Annotated in this window: 20 protein-coding genes; 12 read left to right on the forward strand and 8 right to left on the reverse strand. The window is 71.9% G+C overall.

The window, feature by feature from the left end:
* Positions 1-151 precede the first annotated feature (151 nt).
* Positions 152-952 (reverse strand): enoyl-CoA hydratase-related protein, encoded by an 801-nt coding sequence (locus AQJ84_RS34690; RefSeq protein WP_030037798.1) that lies wholly within the window; start codon positions 950-952, stop codon positions 152-154.
* Between the two features lie 210 nt (positions 953-1,162).
* Here AQJ84_RS34690 and AQJ84_RS34695 point away from each other — a divergent pair, with 210 nt between their 5' ends.
* Complete coding sequence (locus AQJ84_RS34695) at positions 1,163-1,831, forward strand: hypothetical protein (protein ID WP_209442708.1); 669 nt, start codon at positions 1,163-1,165, stop codon at positions 1,829-1,831.
* Between the two features lie 96 nt (positions 1,832-1,927).
* On the opposite strand, the gene AQJ84_RS34700 is transcribed toward AQJ84_RS34695, so the two are convergent.
* Positions 1,928-3,049, reverse strand: coding sequence for an adenylate/guanylate cyclase domain-containing protein (locus AQJ84_RS34700; protein WP_053190196.1), 1,122 nt, complete (start codon positions 3,047-3,049; stop codon positions 1,928-1,930).
* Positions 3,050-3,198: 149 nt separating this feature from the next.
* A complete protein-coding gene (locus tag AQJ84_RS34705) occupies positions 3,199-4,059 on the reverse strand; it encodes a biotin--[acetyl-CoA-carboxylase] ligase (RefSeq protein ID WP_053190197.1) in 861 nt (286 codons plus the stop codon).
* Positions 4,060-4,169: 110 nt separating this feature from the next.
* Here AQJ84_RS34705 and AQJ84_RS34710 point away from each other — a divergent pair, with 110 nt between their 5' ends.
* From AQJ84_RS34710 to AQJ84_RS34720, 4 genes are all read left to right on the forward strand, one after another.
* Positions 4,170-5,780: an acyl-CoA carboxylase subunit beta gene (locus AQJ84_RS34710; RefSeq protein WP_030037801.1), complete on the forward strand. Its 1,611-nt coding sequence runs from the start codon at positions 4,170-4,172 to the stop codon at positions 5,778-5,780.
* A gap of 8 nt (positions 5,781-5,788) precedes the next feature.
* Entirely contained in the window at positions 5,789-5,998 is a 210-nt protein-coding gene (locus tag AQJ84_RS34715) for an acyl-CoA carboxylase epsilon subunit (protein WP_030037802.1), read from the forward strand.
* A 178-nt stretch (positions 5,999-6,176) separates the two neighbouring features.
* Positions 6,177-6,305, forward strand: coding sequence for a morphogenic membrane protein MmpB (gene mmpB, locus AQJ84_RS44815; protein WP_107082599.1), 129 nt, complete (start codon positions 6,177-6,179; stop codon positions 6,303-6,305).
* Between the two features lie 34 nt (positions 6,306-6,339).
* Entirely contained in the window at positions 6,340-6,960 is a 621-nt protein-coding gene (locus AQJ84_RS34720; RefSeq protein ID WP_030037803.1) for a Maf family protein, read from the forward strand.
* A 17-nt stretch (positions 6,961-6,977) separates the two neighbouring features.
* Here AQJ84_RS34720 and AQJ84_RS34725 read toward each other — a convergent pair whose 3' ends face one another.
* Positions 6,978-7,469 carry a hypothetical protein gene (locus AQJ84_RS34725; RefSeq protein ID WP_037802016.1) on the reverse strand — a complete coding sequence of 164 codons (492 nt, stop codon included), beginning with the start codon at positions 7,467-7,469 and terminating at the stop codon, positions 6,978-6,980.
* Positions 7,470-7,851: 382 nt separating this feature from the next.
* On the opposite strand from AQJ84_RS34725, the gene AQJ84_RS34730 reads away from it, so the two are divergent.
* Positions 7,852-9,624, forward strand: a complete 1,773-nt coding sequence (locus AQJ84_RS34730) for an acetyl/propionyl/methylcrotonyl-CoA carboxylase subunit alpha (RefSeq protein ID WP_030037805.1) — start codon at positions 7,852-7,854, stop codon at positions 9,622-9,624.
* A 513-nt stretch (positions 9,625-10,137) separates the two neighbouring features.
* Here the strand turns inward: AQJ84_RS34730 and AQJ84_RS34735 are convergent.
* Positions 10,138-11,100: a DeoR/GlpR family DNA-binding transcription regulator gene (locus tag AQJ84_RS34735; protein WP_078631496.1), complete on the reverse strand. Its 963-nt coding sequence runs from the start codon at positions 11,098-11,100 to the stop codon at positions 10,138-10,140.
* A gap of 195 nt (positions 11,101-11,295) precedes the next feature.
* Entirely contained in the window at positions 11,296-12,744 is a 1,449-nt protein-coding gene (locus tag AQJ84_RS34740; RefSeq protein WP_030037807.1) for an NAD(P)H-quinone dehydrogenase, read from the reverse strand.
* A 106-nt stretch (positions 12,745-12,850) separates the two neighbouring features.
* Between AQJ84_RS34740 and AQJ84_RS34745 the strand changes: the two genes are divergently transcribed.
* From AQJ84_RS34745 to AQJ84_RS34755, 3 genes are all read left to right on the forward strand, one after another.
* Positions 12,851-13,288, forward strand: a complete 438-nt coding sequence (locus AQJ84_RS34745) for a gamma-glutamylcyclotransferase (protein ID WP_053190198.1) — start codon at positions 12,851-12,853, stop codon at positions 13,286-13,288.
* Positions 13,289-13,393: 105 nt separating this feature from the next.
* Complete coding sequence (locus tag AQJ84_RS34750) at positions 13,394-14,218, forward strand: purine-nucleoside phosphorylase (protein WP_030037809.1); 825 nt, start codon at positions 13,394-13,396, stop codon at positions 14,216-14,218.
* A 192-nt stretch (positions 14,219-14,410) separates the two neighbouring features.
* Complete coding sequence (locus AQJ84_RS34755; RefSeq protein ID WP_053190199.1) at positions 14,411-16,042, forward strand: phospho-sugar mutase; 1,632 nt, start codon at positions 14,411-14,413, stop codon at positions 16,040-16,042.
* 527 nt (positions 16,043-16,569) lie between these two features.
* Here AQJ84_RS34755 and AQJ84_RS34760 read toward each other — a convergent pair.
* The gene (locus AQJ84_RS34760) at positions 16,570-17,268 is read right to left on the reverse strand and encodes a PH domain-containing protein (RefSeq protein WP_030037812.1); all 699 of its coding nucleotides are present in this window, start codon (positions 17,266-17,268) and stop codon (positions 16,570-16,572) included.
* Between the two features lie 123 nt (positions 17,269-17,391).
* Between AQJ84_RS34760 and deoC the strand changes: the two genes are divergently transcribed.
* From deoC to AQJ84_RS34775, 3 genes are read left to right on the forward strand one after another with little or no spacing between them, the layout of a single operon-like run.
* Complete coding sequence (gene deoC, locus AQJ84_RS34765) at positions 17,392-18,351, forward strand: deoxyribose-phosphate aldolase (RefSeq protein WP_198536254.1); 960 nt, start codon at positions 17,392-17,394, stop codon at positions 18,349-18,351.
* Positions 18,352-18,356: 5 nt separating this feature from the next.
* On the forward strand, positions 18,357-19,793 hold the full coding sequence (locus AQJ84_RS34770; protein WP_030037814.1) for an aldehyde dehydrogenase family protein: 1,437 nt from the start codon (positions 18,357-18,359) through the stop codon (positions 19,791-19,793).
* A complete protein-coding gene (locus AQJ84_RS34775) occupies positions 19,786-20,685 on the forward strand; it encodes an aldehyde dehydrogenase family protein (RefSeq protein ID WP_030037815.1) in 900 nt (299 codons plus the stop codon). Before AQJ84_RS34770 ends, AQJ84_RS34775 begins: the two co-directional genes overlap by 8 nt.
* A gap of 77 nt (positions 20,686-20,762) precedes the next feature.
* Here AQJ84_RS34775 and AQJ84_RS34780 read toward each other — a convergent pair whose 3' ends face one another.
* Entirely contained in the window at positions 20,763-21,167 is a 405-nt protein-coding gene (locus tag AQJ84_RS34780) for a hypothetical protein (protein ID WP_030037816.1), read from the reverse strand.
* Between the last annotated feature and the right edge of the window lie 49 nt (positions 21,168-21,216).

Raw genomic sequence — 21,216 nt, forward strand, 5'->3', positions numbered from 1 at the left:
CACCCCCCGACACGGCCCCGACCCACCCCCGAACCCCAGGCGCTACGCGCACCCCCGCCCACACCCGCGGGCCGCCGCAGGCACCCGGGCCGGCACCGCTGCCGTCGCACCGCCCAGCGCAGTCCGCCCCGCGGACCGCGCCCCTCGCCCTCTACTCCCCCGGCCAAGCGGGACGGCGCTTCTCGTTGAAGGCCGCCACTCCTTCCGCCCGGTCCCCGGAGAACGCCACCGAGCGCCAGGCCGCGTCCTCGACCTCCAGGCCGGTTCGCAGGTCAAGGCCGTGGCCGAGTCGCAGCGCCTTCTTCGCCGCTCGCAGGCCGACCGGGGAGTTGCCCGCGATACGGCCGGCCAGGGCCAGCGCCTCCTCCCGGTCCCGGCCGTCCTCCACGAGCGTGTCCACGAGCCCCAGGTCAGCCGCCTCCCCGGCCTCCACCCGCCGGGCCGTGAAGATCAGCTCGGCCGCACGGGCCGCGCCCACCCGCCGGGGCAGGAGCTGCGTGCCACCGCCCCCGGGAATCACGCCGACGGACACCTCGGGAAGCCCCACCACGGCCGTACGGTCGGCCACGATCAGGTCGCAGGCGAGCGCGAGCTCGAAGCCGCCGCCCAGCGCGAACCCGTGCACGGCCGCGATCGTCGGCATCGGCAGCTCCAGCACCCCGGTGTACGCCCCGCGCGCCACCGGCCGCTGCCGGACGAGATCCGCGTCGGTGAAGGAGTTCCGCTCCTTGAGGTCGGCGCCGACGCAGAACGCCCGCTCGTGGGTCGAGGTCACCACGACCACCCGCACGTCCCGGTCGGCCCCCAGCGCCGCGCACGCCCCGGCGAGCGAGCGGGCCATCTCCGTGGAGACCGCGTTCATGGCCTTGGGCCGGTCCAGGGCCAGCTCCGCGACATGCCCGTCCGCGTGCCGCCGTACCAGCACGAACTCCCCGAACCGCTCCTCGCCCATGACACCCTCCCGGTTAACGACGGTTAACGCCTACGCCCCGATCATCGCAGCCGAGCCGGGTGCGGGAAAGGGCCGACCGGTTCCCGTGTCCACGTCCGACACCCCGTTCGAGTGACATACGGCCCAACTCCCGCCCCACCCCCCAGAGGAGCGCATAACGTGCGTCCGCCACAGCGCACAGGGGGCGCGGGCGCACGGGGAGGGATCGCGATGACGACGACGGACACGCCCGCGGCAGCGGAGAGAAGCAGCGCGGCGGGCTCGACCGCGCCACCGGAGTCGTACGGCGCCGGGCCACGGCTCGGCCGTCCGCGTGGCCGGCACCGCCGTCCCCGCCCCCGCAAGGTACTGCTCGCCGCGGGCGGCCTGGCCCTGGCAGCGGGCGTCCTCAGCCTCGTACGCATGACGCCCGACCCGGGGGTCGGCGGCCTCGGTGCCGCCGAGGCCGGGCCGAGCCTCGACCCGTACTCCGACACCGACGCGGGCCGCTCGACGAACGCCGCCGCGACCGTCGGGGCAGAGACCCCCGTCGCGGGCCCGTCGGCGACCACCCCCCTGGGCGGTCCGAGCGCGTCGCCCACGCCGGGTGCGTCCCTCGCCCCCACCCCGGTCAGGGGGCCCGCACAGCCGTCGGAGCCCGCAGCCGCCGTCACGACCGTCCCGGACGCACCGGACCCGACCGGCGCGTCAACCGGCCTACCCACCCCGCCCCGCCCCTCGACGTCCACCACCGCGCCCCCGGCATCGGCCCCCACCCCGGGCCGGACCACACCCCCGCCGGCCCCTCAGCCGGACCGCACGGACCGCCCGGCCAGGCCCGGACTGTGCGTACCGATCATCGCCGTATGCGTGGACCCGCTGGCGGCACGTCAGAACTGAGAGACACCAGAGAGACACCGGAACGGAGAGACACCGGAACGGAGAAGCACCAGAAGGGAAAGCACCGGACCGGAGAGGCACCGCGCCCCCTCACGATCAGGACGTCGGTTCCCCGCCGCGTCGCGTCAGCAGCCACGGTTCGACCACGCCGAGACCACGCACCGGGCGCTGCCACATGGGCTGGAGCGCGAAGCGGTAGGCCGGGGGTTCCTCGCCCTCCTTCTCGGCGGCCGCCGCGGCCTCGGCCGCCTCCGCCTCGGAGGCCGGCGCCTCGCCGGTGCGGATGAGCTCCTGGGCGAAGGCACTGTCGACGAGGACGGCGTCCCGGGGGGCTATCGACGTCAACCGGGAGGCGAGGTTCACCGTCGTACCGAAGACATCGCCCATACGAGTGGTGACCGTGCCGAAGGCGATGCCGACACGCAGCTCGGGCATGGTCTCGTCGTTCGCCATGGTCTCGATGAGACGCAGCGCGATCTCGGCGGCCACACCCGCGTCGTCGGCCGCGTACAGCACCTCGTCGCCGAGCGTCTTGACCAGCCGTCCGCCACGCGCGGCGACCAGGTCGGCGGCAGTGGTCTCGAAGGCCTCGACGAGCTCGCCGAGTTCCTCCTCCTCCATGCGGCGGGTCAGCCGCGTGAACCCGACGAGGTCCGCGAACCCGACGGCGAGGCGCCGGTCGACCATCTCCTCGTCGTCGGCGGTCTGGACGACCCGGCCGGCCGAGGCGGCGAGCTGGCGGCGCCAGACGTAGACGAGGAACTCCTCCAGCTCGGGCAGGAGCAGCTCGATGATGGGGTACGTCACCTCGGTGCGGGTCATGCCGGGCTCGGGCGGCTCGGTCAGCCCCTCCAGGAACGAGTCGATCTGCCACTCCGCCAGACGGGCGGTGGTCTGTCCCGTGGACCGCGCCACCTGTACGGCCATCGCCTCGCTGAGCAGTCCCGCCTCCACGAGACCGGAGAGCCGGCGCAACGCCAGCACGTCGGCCTCGGTGAGCGCCTTGGCCTGCCCGATGTCGGCGAAGCCCATGGCCCGCCAGAAGCGGGTGGCCAGCTCCACGGAGACGCCGGCGCTACGGGCCGCCTGGAAGGGGGTGTAGCGCCGTTCGGCGCCCAGAATGAGCTGCTCGATGCGCAGGGCGAGCGGGTCCCCTTCGGACTCCGGGTCCGCCCGGCCGTCCGCGTCCGCGCCGGAGCCCGTGTCGTCGACGGTCACGCCTGCTGCCCTTCCGATCTGCCGCGGTCAGTTCTCGACCGGCCTTCACTTTACGGCAGGTGTGCGGTAGCTCACTCCGCGAGTGTCCCCGACGGCAGGGGATGCCGCACGCCGTCGCGCCGTAGCCGGAGCCGGATTCCCTTGGCCGTCTACGCCGGTCGCAGGTGCACGATGTCGCCCGCTCCCACCGGCTCCTGCACGCCCTCCTCCGTGGCGATCACCAGCCGCCCGTCCCCGTCGACGGCGACCGCCTCACCCGTGATGGACCGGTCCCCCGGCAGTTCCGCCCGCACCACCCGTCCGAGCGTCGCGCACCCCGCCGCGTAGGTCTCCTGCAGACCGCTAGCCGCCGGATCGCCCCCGGCCGCCCGCCACCGCCCGTACCAGTCCTCCAGCGACCGCAGCACTCCCCGCAGCAGCGGGTCCCGGTCGGTGTTCACGGCTCCCGCCAGGGCCAGCGACCCCGCCTGCGGCACGGGCAGCTCGTCCGTGCGGAGCGTGACGTTGATGCCGACGCCGATGACCACCCCGTCGTCGCCGGCCCGCTCCGCGAGGATGCCGCCGGCCTTGCGTTCCTCTCCTGAGACGGTCACCAGGAGGTCGTTGGGCCACTTGAGTGCCGTGTCCACGCCCGCCACGCGCGACAGCCCCGTCGCCACCGCCACCCCGGTGAGCAGCGGCAGCCAGCCCCAGCGGGCCACCGGGACATCGCTCGGGCGCAGCAGGACGGAGAAGAACAGGCCCGAGCGGGCCGGTGCCGTCCACTGACGGTCAAGTCGGCCCCGCGCGGCCGACTGCTCCTCGGCGACGAGGACCGCGCCCTCGGCTGCCTTGCCCTGCCCTGCCAGGTCCACCAGGTCGGAGTTGGTGGAGCCGGTGTGCTGCACCACCTCGACTCCGGACCACAGTCCGCCGTCCCGCACCAGTGCCCGGCGCAGCGCGGCACCATTGAGGGGAGGGCGGTCCAGGTCGGACCAACGGCTGTCGTCTGAGGCATCTCGCGGCTTCATGCAAGCCACCCTAGGTGTGGTAAACGCCGCACTGCTGATTCGTAGGGCCACCACTACGCTACGGATGAGTAACCGTCCCCCCTTTTGAGCAGGCAGGGAGCCGCATCCCGATGTCCGAGCCGGCAGAGCGTCAAGAGATCCCTGGGATCGACATCCACACCACCGCGGGCAAGCTCGCGGATCTCCAGCGCCGTATCGAGGAAGCGACGCACGCCGGCTCCGCACGCGCCGTCGAGAAGCAGCACGCCAAGGGCAAGCTGACGGCCCGTGAGCGGATCGAGCTGCTGCTGGACGAGGACTCGTTCGTCGAGCTCGACGAGTTCGCCCGGCACCGCTCCACCAACTTCGGCCTGGAGAAGAACCGCCCGTACGGCGACGGCGTCGTCACCGGGTACGGCACGGTCGACGGCCGCCCCGTCGCCGTGTTCTCCCAGGACTTCACGGTCTTCGGCGGTGCCCTGGGAGAGGTCTACGGCCAGAAGATCGTGAAGGTGATGGACTTCGCGCTGAAGACCGGCTGCCCGGTCATCGGCATCAACGACTCCGGCGGCGCCCGCATCCAGGAGGGCGTGGCCTCGCTGGGCGCGTACGGCGAGATCTTCCGCCGCAACACCCACGCCTCGGGTGTCATCCCGCAGATCAGCCTGGTCGTCGGCCCGTGTGCCGGTGGCGCGGTCTACTCCCCGGCGATCACCGACTTCACGGTCATGGTCGACCAGACCTCGCACATGTTCATCACCGGACCGGACGTCATCAAGACGGTCACCGGCGAGGACGTCGGCTTCGAGGAGCTGGGCGGCGCCCGCACCCACAACTCCGCCTCCGGCGTGGCCCATCACATGGCCGGGGACGAGAAGGACGCCATCGAGTACGTCAAGCAGCTGCTGTCGTACCTGCCGTCCAACAACCTGTCCGAACCGCCGGCGTTCCCGGAGGAGGCGGACCTCGTCCTCACCGACGAGGACCGCGAGCTGGACACGATCGTGCCGGACAGCGCGAACCAGCCGTACGACATGCACACCGTGATCGAACACGTGCTGGACGACGCGGAGTTCTTCGAGACCCAGCCGCTGTTCGCGCCGAACATCCTCACCGGTTTCGGCCGGGTCGAGGGCCGCCCGGTGGGCATCGTCGCCAACCAGCCGATGCAGTTCGCCGGCTGCCTCGACATCCAGGCGAGCGAGAAGGCGGCCCGCTTCGTGCGGACCTGCGACGCCTTCAACGTCCCGGTCATCACGTTCGTGGACGTCCCCGGCTTCCTGCCCGGCGTGGACCAGGAGCACGACGGCATCATCCGCCGCGGCGCCAAGCTGATCTACGCCTACGCCGAGGCCACGGTCCCGTTGATCACCGTCATCACCCGCAAGGCCTTCGGCGGCGCCTACGACGTCATGGGCTCCAAGCACCTGGGCGCCGACCTCAACCTGGCCTGGCCGACCGCCCAGATCGCCGTGATGGGCGCCCAGGGCGCGGTCAACATCCTGCACCGCCGCACCATCGCCGAGGCGGACGCCGCCGGTGACCTGGAGGCGACCCGGGCCCGCCTCATCCAGGAGTACGAGGACGCCCTCCTCAACCCCTACATCGCGGCCGAGCGCGGCTACATCGACTCCGTGATCATGCCGTCCGACACCCGCCGGCACGTCGTACGCGGCCTGCGTCAACTGCGTACCAAGCGGGAATCCCTGCCCCCGAAGAAGCACGGCAACATCCCCCTCTAGGAGCCGTCATGACGATCAAGGTCGTACGGGGCAACCCGACGCCGGAGGAGCTGGCCGCCGCACTGGCGGTGGTCCGCGCCCGCGCCGCGGCGGCGGCAGCCGTGCCGCCCGGCGCGCCCAGCCCGCGGGACGCGTGGTCGGACCCGTCCCGCATCGCCGCACACCGGCTCCCGCAGCCGGGGCCGACGGCGTGGGGCCGCACCTACTGGCCCGGCTAGGAGTCGCCCAGGCAAGGCACGACGGTTTCGGCCGTCACCGCGCGTCCCTCGTCGTCGGGGTGCGGGTGACGGCCGAAGCCGTACGCGCTCGCGGTCGGCAGACCGTTTCGGCGAGGCCGGGTCAAGTTGAGTACGCGTACTCAGGCGCCCTCCGCGCGATCCCCGCACGCTGGAGACCATGCTGTGGTCCGACCCCGAGAACGAGCCGCCCGAGGAACTGCGCGACATGCAGGAGAAGCTGCGTCGGCTGGGCATCTTCCTGGCGCTGGCCATGGTCCTCGCGATGATCGTGATCGGACTGCGCTGAGACCCGGAGGGCGGCACGCCGATACGCTGACCGCATGACTGATCAGCCGCGCCGCCGACTCGTCCTCGCCTCCCAGTCCCCCGCAAGGCTCGGACTGCTCCGCCAGGCCGGACTGGACCCCGAGGTGATCGTGAGCGGTGTCGACGAGGACGCCGTCAGCGCCCCGACCCCCGCCGAGCTCGCGCTCGCCCTGGCGGAGGCGAAGGCCTCCGTGGTGGCGGCGAAGCCCGAGGTCATGGGGGCGCTGGTGATCGGCTGCGACTCGGTGCTCGACCTGGACGGCGAGGCGCTGGGCAAGCCCGCGGACGGCGAGGAGGCCACCGCCCGCTGGAAGGCGATGCGCGGCCGGGCCGGAACGCTCCAGACCGGCCACTGCGTCTACGACACGGCCACCGGCCGGTACACCTCCGGCGTCGCCTCCACCGTCGTCCGCTTCGGGGAGCCGACCGACGAGGAGATCGCCGCGTACGTCGCCTCGGGTGAACCCCTCCACGTCGCCGGGGCGTTCACCCTCGACGGCCGCTCGGCACCGTTCATCGACGGCATCGACGGCGACCACGGCAACGTGATCGGCATCAGCCTGCCCCTGATCCGGCGGCTGCTGGCCGACCTGGGCGTCGGCATCACCGAGTTGTGGACGCCCCGCGAGAAGTGATCAGCCGGGAGCGGTGATCAGGAGGTGCTGGGCGCCGGTGGCGGCGTGAGCGGCGAGCCGTCGCCTCCCTTGCTGTCGTCCGGCGTCCGGTCGGCGGGCTCCGGCGCGGCGGCCCGGCCGGGACTGTCGTGGGTCATCAGCAGCAGCACGATGAGCGCGAGCACCACCATCATGAAGAGGAACTGGGGCCGGCCCATCAGCCCCCACGCGAACGCGCCCAGCAGCCCGTGCACCACGGCCGCGCTGATCAGCAGGATGCGTCCGACGCCGGCCGGGCGGGCGCCCCGCACGGCGACCAGGAGCGCGACCACGCCGCACAGGGCGAAGTAGAGGCCGAAGACGACGCCCGCCACCTTCGACGACGTGGACATCACGTCCGGGTCGAGGCCGGCCAGGGACATGTTCTGTCCGTCCACGACATTCCCGAGGAGCCAGTTCACCCCGGCGATCCCGAACGCCTCCACGAAGAGCACAAGCGCCACGATCCACGCCACCGGTCTGCGCACCACCGGTCCCCACCCACTTCCGAGCCGTTCGAGTGTCACTCGTTCAAAGCTGCCGTTACCCCAAGTACGTTCGGGACAGCCTGAACGCTACTAACGGGTAAACCCACGGACAAGAGCTCGGCGCCCGGCAAAGAATCATTGGGCCATTCGTAGGGACTCCACAAAGAAACCCTGTGGCCCGCAGCACGCTCTCATAGAGACCTTGGCCACAAAGGAGGGCTAGGGTTTCGGCAGGAGTCCCGCGCACCTAGGTGCGACACGGGATTTCTCGGTCGGGTGAGCCTCGTATCACGCTCCGTGTGGGCAAGCTCACCAGTGGGGACGGGTCGAAGTGTCGTGTCGGCAGTCCCTAAACTCGGCTTGTTTCAAGGAGGGAGCCTCAATCGTGCGCAAGGTGCTCATCGCCAACCGTGGCGAAATCGCTGTCCGCGTTGCCCGGGCCTGCCGGGATGCCGGTATCGCGAGCGTGGCCGTCTACGCCGACCCGGACCGGGACGCTCTGCATGTCCGCGCCGCGGATGAGGCGTTCGCCCTGGGCGGTGACACTCCGGCGACCAGCTACCTCGACATCGACAAGGTGCTGAACGCCGCGCGCGAGTCGGGCGCGGACGCCATCCATCCGGGCTACGGCTTCCTCTCGGAGAACGCCGACTTCGCGCAGGCGGTCCTGGACGCGGGGATCATCTGGATCGGCCCGCCGCCGCAGGCCATCCGCGACCTCGGTGACAAGGTCGCCGCCCGGCACATCGCCCAGCGGGCCGGCGCCCCGCTGGTGGCCGGCACGCCCGACCCGGTCAGCGGTGCCGAGGAGGTCGTGGCCTTCGCCGAGGAGCACGGCCTGCCCATCGCGATCAAGGCGGCGTTCGGTGGTGGCGGCCGCGGTCTGAAGGTCGCCCGCACCCTCGAAGAGGTGCCCGAGCTGTACGACTCGGCGGTGCGCGAGGCCGTGGCCGCCTTCGGCCGCGGCGAGTGCTTCGTCGAGCGCTACCTCGACAAGCCCCGGCACGTCGAGACCCAGTGCCTGGCCGACCAGCACGGCAACGTGGTCGTCGTCTCCACCCGTGACTGCTCCCTCCAGCGCCGCCACCAGAAGCTGGTCGAGGAGGCCCCGGCCCCCTTCCTGTCCGACGCGCAGGTCGCCGAGCTGTACGCCTCCTCCAAGGCCATCCTCAAGGAGGCCGGCTACGTCGGCGCGGGCACCGTGGAGTTCCTCGTCGGCATGGACGGCACGATCTCCTTCCTGGAGGTCAACACCCGCCTCCAGGTCGAGCACCCGGTCACCGAGGAGGTCGCCGGCATCGACCTGGTGCGCGAGATGTTCCGCATCGCCGACGGCGAGGAGCTCGGCTACGACGACCCCGCGCTGCGCGGTCACTCCTTCGAGTTCCGCATCAACGGCGAGGACCCGGGCCGCAACTTCCTGCCGGCCCCCGGCACCGTCACCACCTTCGCCCCGCCGTCCGGCCCGGGCGTCCGCCTGGACGCCGGCGTCGAGTCCGGCTCGGTCATCGGCCCGGCCTGGGACTCCCTGCTGGCCAAGCTGATCGTCACCGGCGCCACCCGCGAGCAGGCCCTGCAGCGCGCCGCCCGCGCCCTGGAGGAGTTCCAGGTCGAGGGCATGGCCACCGCCATCCCCTTCCACCGCGCGGTGGTCACGGACCCGGCGTTCGCCCCGGAGCTCACCGGCAGCCAGGACCCCTTCACGGTCCACACCCGCTGGATCGAGACCGAGTTCGTCAACGAGATCAAGCCCTTCGCCGCCCTCGCCGACGCGGACACCGAGGAGGAGCCGGGTCGCGAGACGGTCGTCGTCGAGGTCGGCGGCAAGCGCCTGGAGGTCTCCCTCCCGGTCTCCCTCGGCATGTCCCTGGCCCGCACCGGCCTCGCGGCGGGCGCCAAGCCCAAGCGCCGCGCGGCCAAGAAGTCCGGCCCCATGGCCTCCGGCGACACCCTCGCCTCCCCGATGCAGGGCACGATCGTCAAGATCGCGGTCGAGGAGGGCCAGGAGGTCAAGGAGGGCGACCTGGTCGTCGTCCTCGAGGCGATGAAGATGGAACAGCCGCTGAACGCGCACAAGTCCGGCACCATCAAGGGCCTGTCCGCCGACGTCGGCGCCTCCATCACCTCCGGCGCGGCGATCTGCGAGATCAAGGACTGATCACCGCTCCACGTCGTCCCGAGGCGCCCGGCGGACCGATCTTCGGTCCGCCGGGCGCCTCGTCGGTGCAGCCGGGCGAGCGCAGCGGGCCGTGTTCCCGTTCGGTGCCGTCCGCGACACGCGACACGCCGACACGCGGACACCCGACACGCCGACACGCCGACACGCGACACGCGACACGCGACACGCGACACGCGACACGCGACACGCCGACAGTGTCAGGCGATGATCTGCGAGTGCCTGCCGAAAGGGGCGGAAGTCGAGGTCGTGGCGGGCGTGCCGTATCTCTGATCAGGCCCGCGGCTCGGCCGAGCACAGGGACCTCATGCGTCACCGAGGTCCACGGCCGTCACCGTGGCAAACGGGCATCACCGAGGCCCACGGGCATCACCGTGGCAGACGGGCCTCACCGAGGCCCAAGGCATCGCCGTGGCCAAACGGCACACCGTCAGCCCTCTCACGGGCGGGCCGGCCCCGCCGGTCGCGGACCCCGTCAACCAGCCGCGGTGGACTTCACCGGCGGCGGAGGTCCGCCACCCTCGCTCGATCCGTGCCCGGTGACTGCTCGCCCAGGACCGAGGCGGAGCGCAGTCCCGGGGCACCGCCCTGGACCTGGCCGCGACGCGGGCCCGGGAGGGGTACGTCCCGGCGCTGTTGCCGGCGCGCCGGGGCCTGATCACCCCCCGGGTTCTCCGACGCCCCCGCGACGGCGATCTGCACCCCCTGGTCGGCGAGGGCCTGGAGCTCGGTGGCCGCACGGTCGTCGTGGGCGGGCGGTTCGTCCGTCACGAGGCGGGTGATGAGGTCCGTGGGCACGGTCTGGAACATGGTGTCGGTGCCCAGCTTGGTGTGGTCGGCGAGGACCACGACCTCCGCGGCGGCCTGCACCAGAGCCCGGTCGACGGACGCGGAGAGCATGTTGGACGTGGAGAGCCCGCGCTCGGCGGTCAGTCCGCTCCCGGACAGGAAGGCCCGCGACACCCTGAGCCCCTGGAGGGACTGTTCGGCACCGCTGCCGACGAGGGCGTAGTTGGAACCGCGGAGCGTACCGCCGGTCATCACGACCTCCACGCGGTTGGCATGGGCCAGCGCCTGGGCCACCAGCAGGGAGTTGGTGACGACGGTCAGTCCGGGCACCCGGGCGAGCCGGCGGGCCAGCTCCTGTGTGGTGGTACCCGCCCCGACCACGACAGCCTCGCCCTCTTCGACGAGGCTCGCGGCGAGATCGGCGATAGCCGTCTTCTCGGCGGTCGCGAGATGTGATTTCTGCGGAAAGCCGGACTCCCGCGTAAACCCGCCCGGCAATACCGCACCGCCGTGTCGGCGGTCGAGGAGTCCTTCTGCCTCCAGTGCGCGCACGTCCCGCCGTACGGTCACTTCGGAGGTCTGGACGACGCGGGCGAGCTCACGGAGCGACACGGCCCCGTTCGCTCGCACCATTTCGAGGATCAATTGGCGACGTTCTGCAGCGAACACGAAACTGACAGTAACCCCAACGACCGTCTGGTTTCAGCAGTTTGCGCCGAATTACAGAAGTTGTTCGCACAGTAGGACGGGGAGTGGTATAGGGCCTAATCCCGGCGCCTATGCCGCACGCATGCTCGACAACTCCCCGTGACCAGCGGGGAATCGCTTTCGGCCGCCGAAGGGCCCCGACCCGCCGGCCGGGCCTCAGCCCTCGTCGCCCGCCTTACGCGTGTGCAGTTGCCGCGCCACTTCGGCGATCGACCCCGAAAGGGAGGGATAGACCGTGAACGCGTTCGCGATCTGTTCGACCGTCAGATTGTTGTCGACGGCGAGCGAGATGGGGTGGATCAGTTCCGAGGCGCGGGGCGCGACCACGACTCCACCGACGACGATCCCCGTACCCGGGCGGCAGAAGATCTTGACGAAGCCGTCCCGGATGCCCTGCATCTTCGCGCGCGGGTTGCGCAGCAGCGGCAGCTTCACCACCCGGGCGTCGATCTTGCCGGCGTCGACGTCGGCCTGGGTGTAGCCGACGGTGGCGATCTCGGGGTCGGTGAAGACGTTCGAGGAGACCGTCTTCAGGTTGAGCGGGTTCACCGCGTCGCCGAGGAAGTGGTACATGGCGATACGTCCCTGCATCGCCGCCACCGAGGCGAGCGCGAAGATACCGGTCACGTCACCCGCCGCGTACACGCCCGGGGCCGTGGTCCGCGACACCTTGTCGGTCCAGATGTGCCCGGACTCGCGCAGTTTGACCCCGGCCTCCTCCAGGCCCATGCCCTCGGAGTTCGGGATGGCGCCGACGGCCATCAGACAGTGCGAGCCGCTGATGACCCGCCCGTCGGCGAGGGTGACCTCGACCCGGTCGCCGACCCGCTTGGCGGACTGGGCGCGGGAGCGGGCCATGACGTTCATGCCACGGCGCCGGAAGACCTCTTCCAGTACGGCGGCGGCGTCCGGGTCCTCGCCGGGCAGGACGCGGTCGCGCGAGGAGACGAGGGTGACCTTGGAGCCGAGGGCCTGGTAGGCGCCGGCGAACTCGGCACCGGTGACACCGGAACCGACCACGATGAGCTCCTCGGGGAGCTCGGTGAGGTCGTAGACCTGGGTCCAGTTGAGGATGCGCTCGCCGTCCGGCTGCGCGTCGGGCACCTCGCGGGGGTGACCGCCGGTGGCGATCAGCACCGCGTCGGCGACGAGGGTCTCCTCGGTGCCGTCGACCGCGCGCACGACGACCTTGCGCGAGCCGTCCAGGGCCTGCATGCCCTCCAGGCGCCCGCGCCCGCGCAGCACCCGGGCGCCGGCCCGGGTCACGGAGGCGGTGATGTCGTGCGACTGGGCCAGCGCCAGCCGCTTCACTCGGCGGTTGACCTTGCCCAGGTCGACGCCCACCACCCGGGCCGCCTGTTCCATGGGCGGGGTGTCGTCGGCGACGATGATCCCCAGCTCTTCGTACGACGAGTCGAAGGTGGTCATCACCTCGGCCGTGGCGATAAGGGTCTTCGACGGTACGCAGTCGGTGAGCACCGACGCCCCGCCCAGACCGTCGCAGTCGACGACGGTCACCTCCGCGCCGAGCTGGGCGGCCACCAGGGCCGCCTCGTATCCGCCGGGTCCGCCACCGATGATCACGATCCGAGTCACGTACTCCATTGTCCCGCACGCCCGGGCGTGCCACCGCCCCGGGGGCGACGGGGAGGCACATCTGTTACCTCCGTGACGGCGGTGGCCCGCGAAACGGCTGCCGTACCCTCGACACATGTCGCTCTACGCCGCGTACGCCGGCAACCTCGACGCGCGGCTGATGAGCCGCCGCGCCCCGCACTCGCCGCTGCGCGCGACGGGCTGGCTGAACGGCTGGCGGCTGTCCTTCGGCGGCGAGCACATGGGCTGGGAGGGCGCGCTCGCGACGATCGTCGAGGCGCCCGGCGCCCAGGTCTTCGTCGCGCTGTACGACCTCGCGCCGCTGGACGAGGAGTCGATGGACCGCTGGGAGGGTGTCGGCCTCGACATCTACCGCCGGATGCGCGTCGTCATCCAGACCCTCGACGGCCAGGAACCGGCCTGGGTGTACGTCCTCAACGGCTACGAGGGCGGGCTGCCCTCGGCCCGCTACCTGGGCGAGCTGGCGGACGCGGCCGAGTCGGCGGGCGCACCGCACGACTACGTGATGGAGCTGCGCAAGCGCCCCTGCTGAGGCCCGCGGGCCGGGGGCTTTGGTTGGAAACGACAAGACAACGATCGCCATCCCGTCAGCTCTGTCATCTACGCGCGTAGGCCCATAGCGGCTACTCTCGTCCGCGTGAACGCATCTCTTCTTCCGGACGACATCCAGGGCGACCCCCACGCCGCCGCCGACGCCGCCGCCGCGCGCCTGCGCGAACTGACGGGCGCAGAGACCCACGACGTCGCCCTCGTGATGGGCTCCGGCTGGGCACCGGCCGTGGACGCCCTCGGCGCTCCCGACGCGGAGTTCCAGGTCACCGACCTGCCCGGTTTCCCGCCGCCGGCGGTCGAGGGCCACGGCGGCAAGGTCCGCTCGTACAGGATGGGTGAGAAGCGGGCCCTGGTCTTCCTGGGCCGCACCCACTTCTACGAGGGCCGTGGGGTGGCCGCCGTCTCGCACGGCGTGCGGACCGCCGTCGCCGCCGGCTGCAAGACGATCGTCCTCACCAACGGCTGCGGCGGGCTGCGCGAGGGCATGCGCCCCGGCCAGCCGGTGCTGATCAGCGACCACATCAACCTCACGGCGACGTCCCCCATCATCGGCGCGAACTTCGTCGACCTGACGGACCTGTACTCCCCCCGCCTGCGGGCCCTGTGCAAGGAGATCGACCCCACGCTGGAGGAGGGCGTCTACGCCCAGTTCCCCGGCCCGCACTACGAGACCCCGGCCGAGATCCGCATGGCCCGGGTGATCGGCGCGGACCTGGTGGGCATGTCGACGGTCCTCGAGGCGATCGCGGCGCGCGAGGCCGGCGCCGAGGTGCTGGGCATTTCCCTGGTGACCAACCTCGCCGCGGGCATGACGGGCGAGCCCCTCAACCACGAGGAGGTCCTCCAGGCGGGCCGCGACTCGGCGACCCGGATGGGCTCACTGCTGGCCCGGGTGCTGGGCCGGATCTAGACACGGCACCGGGGGCTCGGCCCCCACACCCGGACCTGTACCCACCCGGCTCGTGCCTCGCTTCCCGGCGACCGAGTCGGGTGGGGGTGGGCCCAGGCCAGGAGGCCAGGGGGATCCCCTGGCAGGCGGGCGGAGCCCTCTGGCAGGCGCACCCACGCACCCGCACCGAACACTCGAGAGGTTGGACCGAACGTGCAAGCGGATGTCATCGCACAGGCCAAGGCATGGCTGGCCGAGGACCCCGACACGGAGACCCGTGACGAGCTCGCCCGGCTCATCGACGCCAAGGACGTCGTCGAGCTCGCCGATCGGTTCAGCGGCACCCTCCAGTTCGGCACGGCGGGCCTCAGAGGCGAGCTCGGCGCCGGGCCCATGCGCATGAACCGCTCCGTGGTCATCCGCGCCGCCGCCGGCCTCGCCGCGTACCTCAAGAGCAACGGCCACACCGACGGGCTCGTCGTCATCGGCTACGACGCCCGCCACAAGTCCCTCGACTTCGCCCAGGACACCGCCGCGGTGATGACGGGCGCCGGCCTCAGGGCGGCCGTACTCCCCCGCCCCCTGCCCACCCCCGTCCTCGCCTACGCCATAAGGCACCTCGGCGCGGTCGCCGGCGTGGAGGTCACCGCCAGCCACAACCCGCCCCGCGACAACGGCTACAAGGTCTACCTGGGCGACGGTTCCCAGATCGTGCCCCCGGCGGACGCGGAGATCGCGGCGCAGATCGCGGCCGTCCGGTCCCTGCACGACGTCCCCCGCCCCGCCACCGGCTGGGCGACCCTCGACGACGCCGTCCTCGACGCGTACCTCGCCCGCACCGACGCCGTCCTCGCCGCCGGCTCCCCGCGCACGGCCCGCACGGTGTACACGGCGATGCACGGCGTAGGCAAGGACGTCCTCCTCGCCGCGTTCGCCCGTGCCGGGTTCCCGCGGCCCGACCTCGTCGCCGAGCAGGCCGAGCCCGACCCGGACTTCCCGACCGTCGCCTTCCCCAACCCGGAAGAGCCCGGCGCGATGGACCTCGCGTTCGCCAAGGCCCGCGAGACGGAGCCGGACCTGATCGTCGCCAACGACCCGGACGCCGACCGCTGTGCCGTGGCAGTCCGGGAGGGCGCCGACTGGCGCATGCTCCGCGGCGACGAGGTGGGCGCGCTCCTCGCCGCCCACCTGGTGCACCGCGGGGCCCGCGGCACCTTCGCGGAGTCGATCGTCTCCTCGTCCCTGCTCGGCCGTATCGCGGAGAAGGCGGGCCTGCCGTACGAGGAGACCCTCACCGGCTTCAAGTGGATCGCCCGCGTCGAGGGCCTGCGCTACGGCTACGAGGAGGCCCTCGGCTACTGCGTGGACCCGGACGGCGTACGCGACAAGGACGGCATCACGGCCGCCCTCCTGATCACGGAGCTCGCGTCCACCCTCAAGGAGGAGGGCCGCACCCTTCTCGACCTCCTGGACGACCTCGCGGTCGAGCACGGTCTGCACGCCACCGACCAGCTCTCGGTCCGGGTCGAGGACCTGTCGCTCATCGCCCGCGCCATGGAGCGGCTGCGCGAGCAGCCCCCGACCCACCTGGCGGGCCTGGCAATCACCCGGGCCGAGGACCTCACCCTGGGTACGGACAGGCTCCCGCCGACCGACGGCCTGCGCTACACGCTCGACGGCGCCCGCGTCATCGTCCGCCCCAGCGGTACGGAGCCGAAGCTGAAGTGCTACCTGGAGGTCGTCGTCCCGGTCGCCACGCACGCCGACCTCCCGGCCGCCCGCGCGAAGGCGACGGATCTGCTGACCACGATCAAGCGGGACCTGTCGGCGGCGGCCGGCATCTGAGCCAGGTCGACCGGCCCGGCCACGTACGACGGGGGCCCCGGGTGGTCCGCGGATCCCGCGGATCCCTCGGGTCCCGAGGGCACCCCACCGGGTGCTTTCCCCAGGCGAGTTGCCCCAGGCTGCTCGGCTGCCCCCACCCTCCGGGGAACGGTGGACCCGCAAGCGCCCGCCGAGCCGGCCTGGAGCCGCCCTGTCCTCGACCGCCTTCCGGCCGACACCCGAGCGACCACCGCACCCCCGGCCCGGCGACTCCACCTCCCGGGGGCGCGGCGCACACGTCCTGCGCGCCGCGCGCCACGCGGGCCTCCTCCCCGCCTTCCCGCTGCTCCCCGCGCCTGTCCCACGCCACCCGGGCTACCGCGCCCCGGTCCTGACGGTGGCGGAGGCGGGCTCGGCGTACTTCGGCGTGTGCATGACCCTGTCGACTCCAGCAGCCGCTGGACGGTGTGGTCGAGCACGGCCTGCTCGTACCGGGGCGCTCCGGCGCGAGGCGCCACGAACGGGCCGTGGCGGACAGGCCCGGCCGGTCACCCCACCACGAGCAGGATCACCAGCAGCACCGCGCCGGCCACCGCCGGCCCCGCGATCTCGTAGGCCCAGCGCACGGTCACCTCGCCCTGTGCCTCGGGCTCCTTCTGCCGGGTTTCCCGCAGCTCCCGCAGCTCGTCCATGACCCGGTCGGTCTCCGCGCGCACGGGCCCGTCGGGCACCGTCGCCCGCCCGCCGCCCCGCATCCCGCCGGACAGCCCGCCCAGCCCGCCGCCGAAGGCGCCACCCGAGCGCCCGCCGGCCTCCGCGCCCCGCCGTGCCTCCCGCCGGGCCGCCTTCTTCCGCCCCCGGAGCGACACGGGAACGGCCCACAGCTGGAACTTCCGGCCGGACTCGGCGACGACCTCGTTGGAGTAGCCCGAGCGCAACGAGGCGACTTGTCCCCAGGGCACCACGATCACCCGGAGCGGGTTGCGGATACGCAGCCGGTCCTCGTTGGCGAACACCGCGGGCCGCAGGGTGAAGGCCACCACCAGCGGCACAGTCAGGATCAGCGAGGCCAGCGCCAGCCACGGCGTGCTGCCCTCCCCGGCGACGATCGCGTCGAAGCCGAGCCAGCAGGCGATGACGAGCAGCAGGGAACCGCCGGCCATCCCGCCGGGCGACCGGTAGATCCGGTCCTTCGACTGCGGCGTCGAGGGCTGCGGCGCTGGTGACTGGGGCTCGGGCGTCGTCATGGTCCCGATTCTGCCCGAAGCCCCCGGCGGACCCGTACGCGGTGGGGCCGTCGCCGACGAGCACCTGATTTGTCCCTCGGGGTGTACAGCCGCTACGCGCGTAGATATGCTCGGCTTGTGACCATGCCCACCACTGCATCCCCCGCACACGCGCTGGCGGACGTCGCGGCGTCCGAGAGCACCCTGCGCCGATTCCTCCACGGTCTGCCCGGCGTCGACGCGGTCGGCCTGGAGGCGCGCGCCGCCGCGCTCGGCACCCGTTCCATCAAGACGACCGCGAAGGCGTTCGCCATCGACCTCGCCATCTCGATGGTCGACCTGACGACGCTGGAAGGCGCGGACACCCCGGGCAAGGTCCGGGCGCTCGGCGCCAAGGCGGTCCGCCCCGACCCGACCGACCGCACGACCCCGGCGACCGCGGCCGTCTGCGTCTATCCCGACATGGTGGCCACCGCCAAGGAGGCCGTCGCCGGTTCCTCCGTGAAGGTCGCCTCGGTCGCCACCGCCTTCCCGGCCGGCCGGGCGGCGCTCTCCGTGAAGCTGGCGGACGTCCGCGACGCGGTCGCGGCGGGTGCCGACGAGATCGACATGGTCATCGACCGCGGTGCGTTCCTCTCGGGCGACTACGGCAAGGTGTACGACGAGATCGTCGCCGTCCGGGAGGCCTGCGGGACGTCCGCCCGGCTGAAGGTCATCTTCGAGACGGGCGAGCTGTCGACGTACGACAACATCCGCCGCGCCAGCTGGCTCGGCATGCTCGCCGGCGCCGACTTCATCAAGACGTCCACCGGCAAGGTCGCCGTCAACGCCACCCCGGCCAACACGCTCCTCATGCTGGAGGCCGTCCGCGACTTCCGCGCCCAGACCGGGGTGCAGATCGGCGTGAAGCCGGCCGGCGGGATCCGCACCACCAAGGACGCCATCAAGTTCCTCGTCCTGGTCAACGAGACCGCGGGCGAGGACTGGCTGGACAACCACTGGTTCCGCTTCGGCGCCTCCTCACTCCTGAACGACCTGCTGATGCAGCGTCAGAAGCTGGCCACCGGCCGCTACTCCGGCCCCGACTACGTGACGGTGGACTGATCATCATGGCTTCCGCATTCGAGTACGCACCGGCTCCCGAGTCCCGCTCGGTGGTCGACATCGCCCCGTCCTACGGCCTGTTCATCGACGGCGAGTTCACCGAGGCGGCCGACGGCAGGGTCTTCAAGACGGTCTCGCCGAGCACCGAGGAAGTGCTCTCCGAGATCGCCCAGGCAGGCTCCGAGGACGTCGAGCGCGCGGTCAAGGCCGCCCGCAGGGCGTTCGAGAAGTGGTCCGCGCTGCCCGGCTCCGAGCGCGCCAAGTACCTGTTCCGCATCGCGCGGATCATCCAGGAGCGCAGTCGCGAACTGGCCGTCCTGGAGACCCTGGACAACGGCAAGCCCATCAAGGAGACGCGGGACGCCGACCTGCCCCTGGTGGCCGCGCACTTCTTCTACTACGCGGGCTGGGCCGACAAGCTCGACCACGCCGGTTTCGGCGCCTCGCCGAAGCCGCTGGGCGTGGCCGGCCAGGTCATCCCCTGGAACTTCCCCCTCCTGATGCTGGCGTGGAAGATCGCCCCGGCGCTGGCGACCGGCAACACGGTCGTCCTGAAGCCCGCCGAGACGACCCCCCTGACTGCGCTGTTCTTCGCGGACATCTGCCGCCAGGCGGGTCTGCCCAGGGGCGTCGTCAACATCCTCCCGGGATACGGCGACACCGGCGCGGCCCTGGTCGGGCACCCCGACGTGAACAAGGTCGCCTTCACCGGCTCCACGGCCGTCGGCAAGGAGATCGCCCGCACGGTCGCGGGCACCCGCAAGAAGCTGACGCTGGAACTCGGCGGCAAGGGCGCCAACATCGTCTTCGACGACGCCCCGATCGACCAGGCCGTCGAGGGCATCGTGAGCGGCATCTTCTTCAACCAGGGCCAGGTCTGCTGCGCGGGCTCGAGGCTGCTGATCCAGGAGTCGATCCAGGACGAGCTCCTCGACTCCCTCAAGCGCCGCCTGTCGACCCTGCGCCTCGGCGACCCCCTCGACAAGAACACGGACATCGGGGCGATCAACTCCGAGGAGCAGCTCACCCGCATCACCTCGCTGGTCGAGCAGGGCGAGGCGGAGGGCGCCGAGCGCTGGTCCCCGGCCTGCGAACTCCCCTCCGCCGGCTACTGGTTCGCCCCGACGCTCTTCACGAACGTCACCCAGGCGCACACCATCGCCCGCGACGAGATCTTCGGCCCGGTGCTGTCCGTGCTCACCTTCCGCACCCCGGACGAGGCCGTCGCCAAGGCCAACAACAGCCAGTACGGCCTGTCGGCGGGCATCTGGACGGAGAAGGGCTCCCGCATCCTCGCGGTGGCGAACAAGCTCCGCGCGGGCGTCGTCTGGTCCAACACGTTCAACAAGTTCGACCCGACCTCGCCGTTCGGCGGGTACAAGGAGTCGGGCTTCGGCCGCGAGGGCGGCCGCCACGGCCTGGAGGCGTACCTCGATGTCTGAGCGCAACAACGAGCGTCTGAGTGTCTTCAAGACCTACAAGCTGTACGTGGGCGGGAAGTTCCCGCGTTCCGAGAGCGGCCGGGTGTACGAGGTGACGGACTCGAAGGGCAAGTGGCTGGCGAACGCGCCGCAGTCCTCCCGCAAGGACGCCCGTGACGCGGTCGTCGCCGCGCGCAAGGCGTTCGGCGGCTGGTCCGGCGCGACCGCCTACAACCGCGGCCAGATCCTCTACCGCGTCGCGGAGATGCTGGAGGGCCGCAAGGCGCAGTTCGCCCGTGAGGTCGCCGACGCGGAGGGCCTGTCGAAGTCCAGGGCCGCCGAGCAGGTGGACGCGGCGATCGACCGCTGGGTCTGGTACGCGGGCTGGACCGACAAGATCGCCCAGGTCGTCGGCGGCGGCAACCCGGTGGCGGGCCCGTACTTCAACCTCTCCTCCCCCGAACCGACGGGTGTGGTCACCGTCCTGGCCCCGCAGGAGTCGTCCTTCCTCGGCCTGGTCTCGGTGCTGGCCCCGGTGATCGCGACCGGCAACACGGCGATCGTCGTCGCGAGCGAGAAGGCCCCGCTCCCGGCCCTCTCCCTGGGCGAGGTGCTGGCCACCTCCGACGTGCCCGGCGGTGTCGTCAACGTCCTCTCCGGCCGCACGGCGGAGATCGCGACGCCGCTCGCGGCGCACCAGGACGTCAACGCGATCGACCTGGCCGGCGCGGACGACGTACTGGCGAAGGAACTGGAGATCGCGGCGGCGGACAACCTGAAGCGCGTTCTTCGTCCACAGCCTGTGGACGACTGGTCGGCGACTCCGGGCACCGACCGCATGACGGCGTTCCTGGAGACCAAGACGGTCTGGCACCCGACGGGTTCGCTGGGCGCGTCCGGCTCGGCGTACTGACCGCCACAGCCGTCACAGACTGAGAGCCGCGCCTCCCTCCGTCCGGGGAGGCGCGGCTCTCTGCCGTCCGGCCGTACTCAGTGGTTGAGCAGCCCCGCCACCTGGCCGACCACCGGGATGCTGCCGATCGACTGCGCCTGCGCGACCGGTCCGGTCAGCGCCTGTGAGGTCAGCGGCTTGAAGTCGGCGAGCTTGGTACCGACGCCGTTGTCGAGCGGGTCGACGCCGGTGCCGGCAAGGGGGTTGGGCTTGAGGCCCGAGAGCGGGCCGGTGACGTAGCCGACGGTGCCGGTGAGCGCCTGGAGGCCGGCCTGCGGGTCGACGTTACCGATCGACGTGGGGCGGCTGCGCATCACGTCGACCACCGGGTCGGTGTCCGCGGAGGCCGTCGCCGCACCTGCTCCCAGGGCCACGCCCGCGGTCGCGAGGGCGACCAGGGCGCGCTGGGCGGTCGGGTTCTGGGGGGACGCGTGTCGGGCCATCGTTTCTGCCACCTTCTACAGCACAGGGTGATCGGGTCGACACGAAGGG

The organism is Streptomyces resistomycificus (assembly GCF_001514265.1).
In the GTDB taxonomy this organism is placed as follows: domain Bacteria; phylum Actinomycetota; class Actinomycetes; order Streptomycetales; family Streptomycetaceae; genus Streptomyces; species Streptomyces resistomycificus.

Coding starts and splice junctions, on each gene's coding strand:
- AQJ84_RS34690 (WP_030037798.1), bottom strand. CDS start 952: ATGGGCGAGGAGCGGTTCGGGGAGTTCGTGCTGGTACGGCGGCACGCG.
- AQJ84_RS34695 (WP_209442708.1), top strand. CDS start 1,163: ATGACGACGACGGACACGCCCGCGGCAGCGGAGAGAAGCAGCGCGGCG.
- AQJ84_RS34705 (WP_053190197.1), bottom strand. CDS start 4,059: ATGAAGCCGCGAGATGCCTCAGACGACAGCCGTTGGTCCGACCTGGAC.
- AQJ84_RS34710 (WP_030037801.1), top strand. CDS start 4,170: ATGTCCGAGCCGGCAGAGCGTCAAGAGATCCCTGGGATCGACATCCAC.
- AQJ84_RS34715 (WP_030037802.1), top strand. CDS start 5,789: ATGACGATCAAGGTCGTACGGGGCAACCCGACGCCGGAGGAGCTGGCC.
- mmpB (WP_107082599.1), top strand. CDS start 6,177: ATGCTGTGGTCCGACCCCGAGAACGAGCCGCCCGAGGAACTGCGCGAC.
- AQJ84_RS34720 (WP_030037803.1), top strand. CDS start 6,340: ATGACTGATCAGCCGCGCCGCCGACTCGTCCTCGCCTCCCAGTCCCCC.
- AQJ84_RS34740 (WP_030037807.1), bottom strand. CDS start 12,744: ATGGAGTACGTGACTCGGATCGTGATCATCGGTGGCGGACCCGGCGGA.
- AQJ84_RS34745 (WP_053190198.1), top strand. CDS start 12,851: ATGTCGCTCTACGCCGCGTACGCCGGCAACCTCGACGCGCGGCTGATG.
- AQJ84_RS34760 (WP_030037812.1), bottom strand. CDS start 17,268: ATGACGACGCCCGAGCCCCAGTCACCAGCGCCGCAGCCCTCGACGCCG.
- deoC (WP_198536254.1), top strand. CDS start 17,392: ATGCCCACCACTGCATCCCCCGCACACGCGCTGGCGGACGTCGCGGCG.
- AQJ84_RS34770 (WP_030037814.1), top strand. CDS start 18,357: ATGGCTTCCGCATTCGAGTACGCACCGGCTCCCGAGTCCCGCTCGGTG.
- AQJ84_RS34775 (WP_030037815.1), top strand. CDS start 19,786: ATGTCTGAGCGCAACAACGAGCGTCTGAGTGTCTTCAAGACCTACAAG.
- AQJ84_RS34780 (WP_030037816.1), bottom strand. CDS start 21,167: ATGGCCCGACACGCGTCCCCCCAGAACCCGACCGCCCAGCGCGCCCTG.